Source organism: Arthrobacter sp. 05T444, assembly GCF_056395905.1.
In genome coordinates this window covers 1-3,432 of the sequence record NZ_JBFTKK010000050.1, presented here as the reverse complement: position 1 = coordinate 3,432, position 3,432 = coordinate 1, and the positions used below count along the sequence as shown (strand labels likewise).

At 62.9% G+C, this 3,432-nt stretch carries 4 protein-coding genes and 1 tRNA gene; all 5 read left to right on the top strand.

What is annotated here, in order from left to right; all coding sequences use genetic code 11:
* Window positions 1–513 precede the first annotated feature (513 nt).
* The 5 genes from AC1DD3_RS22005 to AC1DD3_RS21985 all read left to right on the top strand — a co-directional run bounded on the left by AC1DD3_RS22005 (window position 514) and on the right by AC1DD3_RS21985 (window position 2,938).
* Window positions 514–933 carry a DUF3052 domain-containing protein gene (locus AC1DD3_RS22005; protein WP_230120898.1) on the top strand — a complete coding sequence of 140 codons (420 nt, stop codon included), beginning with the start codon at window positions 514–516 and terminating at the stop codon, window positions 931–933.
* On the top strand, window positions 930–1,433 hold the full coding sequence (locus AC1DD3_RS22000; protein ID WP_476882521.1) for a peroxiredoxin: 504 nt from the start codon (window positions 930–932) through the stop codon (window positions 1,431–1,433). Before AC1DD3_RS22005 ends, AC1DD3_RS22000 begins: the two co-directional genes overlap by 4 nt.
* Before the next feature lie 4 nt (window positions 1,434–1,437).
* Window positions 1,438–2,367, top strand: coding sequence for an NAD-dependent protein deacetylase (locus tag AC1DD3_RS21995; RefSeq protein ID WP_476882520.1), 930 nt, complete (start codon window positions 1,438–1,440; stop codon window positions 2,365–2,367).
* 82 nt (window positions 2,368–2,449) lie between these two features.
* Window positions 2,450–2,522: transfer RNA gene (locus AC1DD3_RS21990), tRNA-Val, on the top strand.
* Window positions 2,523–2,647: 125 nt separating this feature from the next.
* Complete coding sequence (locus tag AC1DD3_RS21985) at window positions 2,648–2,938, top strand: hypothetical protein (RefSeq protein WP_476882519.1); 291 nt, start codon at window positions 2,648–2,650, stop codon at window positions 2,936–2,938.
* Window positions 2,939–3,432: the final 494 nt, after the last annotated feature.

The window sequence follows — 3,432 nt, the reverse complement described above, 5'->3', positions numbered from 1 at the left end:
GCATGATGTATTGGGCACGCTCGGTGCCCTGTTCCCTGATCAGCGAATCCAGGGACTCAACCCACTCGGCGGTCTCTTCCGGATCACGATCAGGCAGCTGGTTAGTCAACCCGCTGAGGATATGGGAGGTATCTTCTCCTGCAGCCACGTCCAACCTCTCTTTGCGCGCATGCATCGGCGCCCTCAGGTCCGGCAGGGTAGCTGCCTGGCGTGAACGCGACGTGTGCGACATATCGGTTACAACAGCCCGGTCATGTGCGCCGGGCAGGGTTCTATCTCGTCTACGACTGCCTATCCGTCCAAGGCGGTCGCCCCGAAGGTATGGCTGTCACCAGTCACTCTAGCTGTGACGGCTTGCCGATGCGTAGCCGCGTCTGGCGCCCCGGTCGTATTTGACCGTCATACTGGTTGTGTGACGCACAATAAGCCGCACCGCGGCAGCAGCAGCTTGAAGCACGCGCCCAAAGGGTGTTGGCTTGGAGTAATCGATATCACTATGCATAGGAGGAACACGTGAGTGAGGCCGACGCCGCCACTTCGGTAAATGTGGCGGAAAAATTGGGTTTCAAGACCGGGGATCTGATTCAGGAGTTCGGCTACGACGATGACGTCGACTTCGACTTGCGTGATGATATTGAGGACCTCACAGGGTCCGAGCTCCTGGATGAGGACGATCATGACGTTGTGGACGCCGTAATATTCTGGTGGCGCGACGGCGACGGCGACCTCGTGGACACGCTCATGGATTCGCTGACCACCCTGAGCGAGAACGGCGTGGTCTGGGTGCTGACGCCCAAGTCCGGGAGGCCCGGTTACGTCTCCCCGGCGGAGATCCAGGAAGCTGCACCCACCGCGGGGCTTCACCTCACCACATCGCCGGGCGTATCCAAGGACTGGAGCGCCACGCGCCTGGTGACCAGGAAGAACAAGTGACCTTAACAAACACCGTTGCCTCAACGGGTGCCGCGGTTGTGCCCGCAGTAGGAGAGCAGGCTCCGGAGTTCACTCTGGTCAACCAGTTCGGGGAGCCGGTCCGGCTCGCGGACTTCCGGGGCCGGAACGTGGTGGTCGTCTTTTATCCCTTCGCCTTCTCCGGTATCTGCACCGGTGAGCTGTGCGAGATCAGGGACAATTTGGCCGTCTTTGAGCATGCCGACGCCGAAGTGCTGGCAATCTCGGTGGACAGCAAGTTTGCGCTGCGCGCCTACGCCGAGCAGGAAGGCTACGGCTTCAGCCTGCTGGCTGACTTCTGGCCCCACGGCGCCGTGGCCGAGCAGTACGGCGTGTTTGACGCGGAGAGCGGCATGGCTACCCGGGGCACCTTCATCATCGACGGCGACGGCATCATCCGGTACGTCGTCGTCAATCCCCGCGGCCAGGCGCGCGATCTGGGCGAGTACCGCCGCGTGCTGGCAGGACTGGCGCAGGGCTGACCCCATGGACCGGCAGCGGACCGGCGTCGGCCTGACAGGGTTTGCCAGTCTGCCTCCGGTGCCTGGGACGGAACCGTCGGCGTCAGAAGTCCAGGTCCTGGGGGAAATCCGGGATCTGTTGTCTGGACGGCGCCTGGCCCTCCTTACCGGGGCGGGACTGAGCACGGATTCCGGAATCCCTGACTACCGCGGGCCGGATTCGCCGCCGCGGTCGCCCATGACCTACCAGGAATTCGTGCGCGACGAGGCGAACCGTCAGCGGTACTGGGCCCGGAACCACATCGGCTGGTCCCACCTCCGGCGGGCTGACCCCAATGCCGGCCACGCCGCCGTCGCAACCCTGGAGCGCCGGGGACTCCTGACCGGACTGATCACCCAGAACGTCGACCGCCTCCATGAGGATGCCGGAAGCGTGAACGTTGTGGACCTGCACGGCCGCTTCGACCAGGTCATTTGTCTGGACTGCCGGCGCACGTATTCACGCCAATTGCTCGCCGGAGTGCTGGAGGAGCTCAACCCGGGATTTCTTGACCGTGCGCTGGAATCCGGCGCCGTTGAAATCGCACCCGATGCCGACGCGACCGTCGAGGACTCGGCGCTGATCCGGAGCTTTGTGGTTGCCAGGTGCCCTGCCTGCGGCGGCGCCCTGAAACCCGACTTCGTGTACTTCGGCGAAAACGTTCCCAAGGATCGCGTAGAGCGCGCCTATTCGATAGTCGATGAGGCCGGGGCGCTGCTCGTTGCCGGGTCCTCCCTTAGTGTCATGAGCGGCCTTCGCTTTGTCCGCCACGCCTCAAAACAGGGCAAACCGGTGGTCATCATTAACCGCGGAGAGACGCGCGGCGATGACCTGGCAACCGTCAAGCTCGTTGCGGGGGTAAGCGAGGCACTTGCCTGGCTCGCCGCAGAATTGCCGGGCATTCCGCCGTCCTGATCCGGATTGGCGTTTCGAGCCAGTGTTCGGGTAGAGTCTATGTTCGTTGGTTGGAGCGCTTCGGAGCGAAAACCGGCAAATTGGGTCTTTAGCTCAGCTGGTAGAGCGCCACGTTTACACCGTGGATGTCATCGGTTCGATCCCGGTAGGACCCACAAAGAAGAACCCCGTTGTCCCGGCCGTTACGGCCCGGGGCAGCGGGGTTTTCTGCTGTACGCGTGATGTTTGGTTCGAGGTTCTCACCCCAGAAAATGTCAGTGCCGGGCCATAGTCTCCTGGCATGGAACATGTACTGGTGAGAACTGCTGAAGACGGCCAGCCGGCTGCTGTCATCCGCGGAGGCCGCGAATGGACGGTCGGAGCGGAGCCGGTCCGCTGGTTTGAACGGGTCAGCTGGTGGGAAGCCGAGCGCAGGATGCCGCTGGGCCTGAGCCGTGTGGATGTTGAGGTCTGGCGGCTGCAGGCGAGGCTGGGGCGGAATGAAGACTCCGCACTGACCACAATGGAGGTCATGCGCGACGGCCTGGGCAGTGGCTGGCGACTGCGCGGTGCCGTTGCGGATGCCGCATGAATTGGAAAAGCCTTCCACCGCGACTATTGGGGGATGCCGCGGTGGAAGGCTTAAGTTGAATATACCGTGAACTTTCGGAAACAGGAAACTATGTCGTCATGCCGGGGCAACATTGCTGACCGGGCGGTGTGATGCCTTCCGGGGCTGCGGACACCCGCACGCGGACGAACACTTGCGGCCCCTCTGATTCAGGGGCGGTTTCTAGGGGTCGTTGCAACACCCCGACTTTTGGGAGTTGCAACGACCGTGGTTCGTTTAAGCGGTGATTCATCAGGATCCGGGTGGTACTCGCAGGATCAGAAGGATGCATTTTTCGCGGTGTTTGACCGCTTGGGGAGTACGGCGGCGGCCGCGAGAGAGTTGGGGTTGAACCGGTTCACCTGTGCAGGCTGGGTCCGGAAGGCGGGACTGAAGGGCCGCGGGAAACGCGGGTCCGGTCCCCATCCTGGCCGGGATGAATTCTTTGAGCTGCGCGAGGCCGGGGTCAGCCGCCG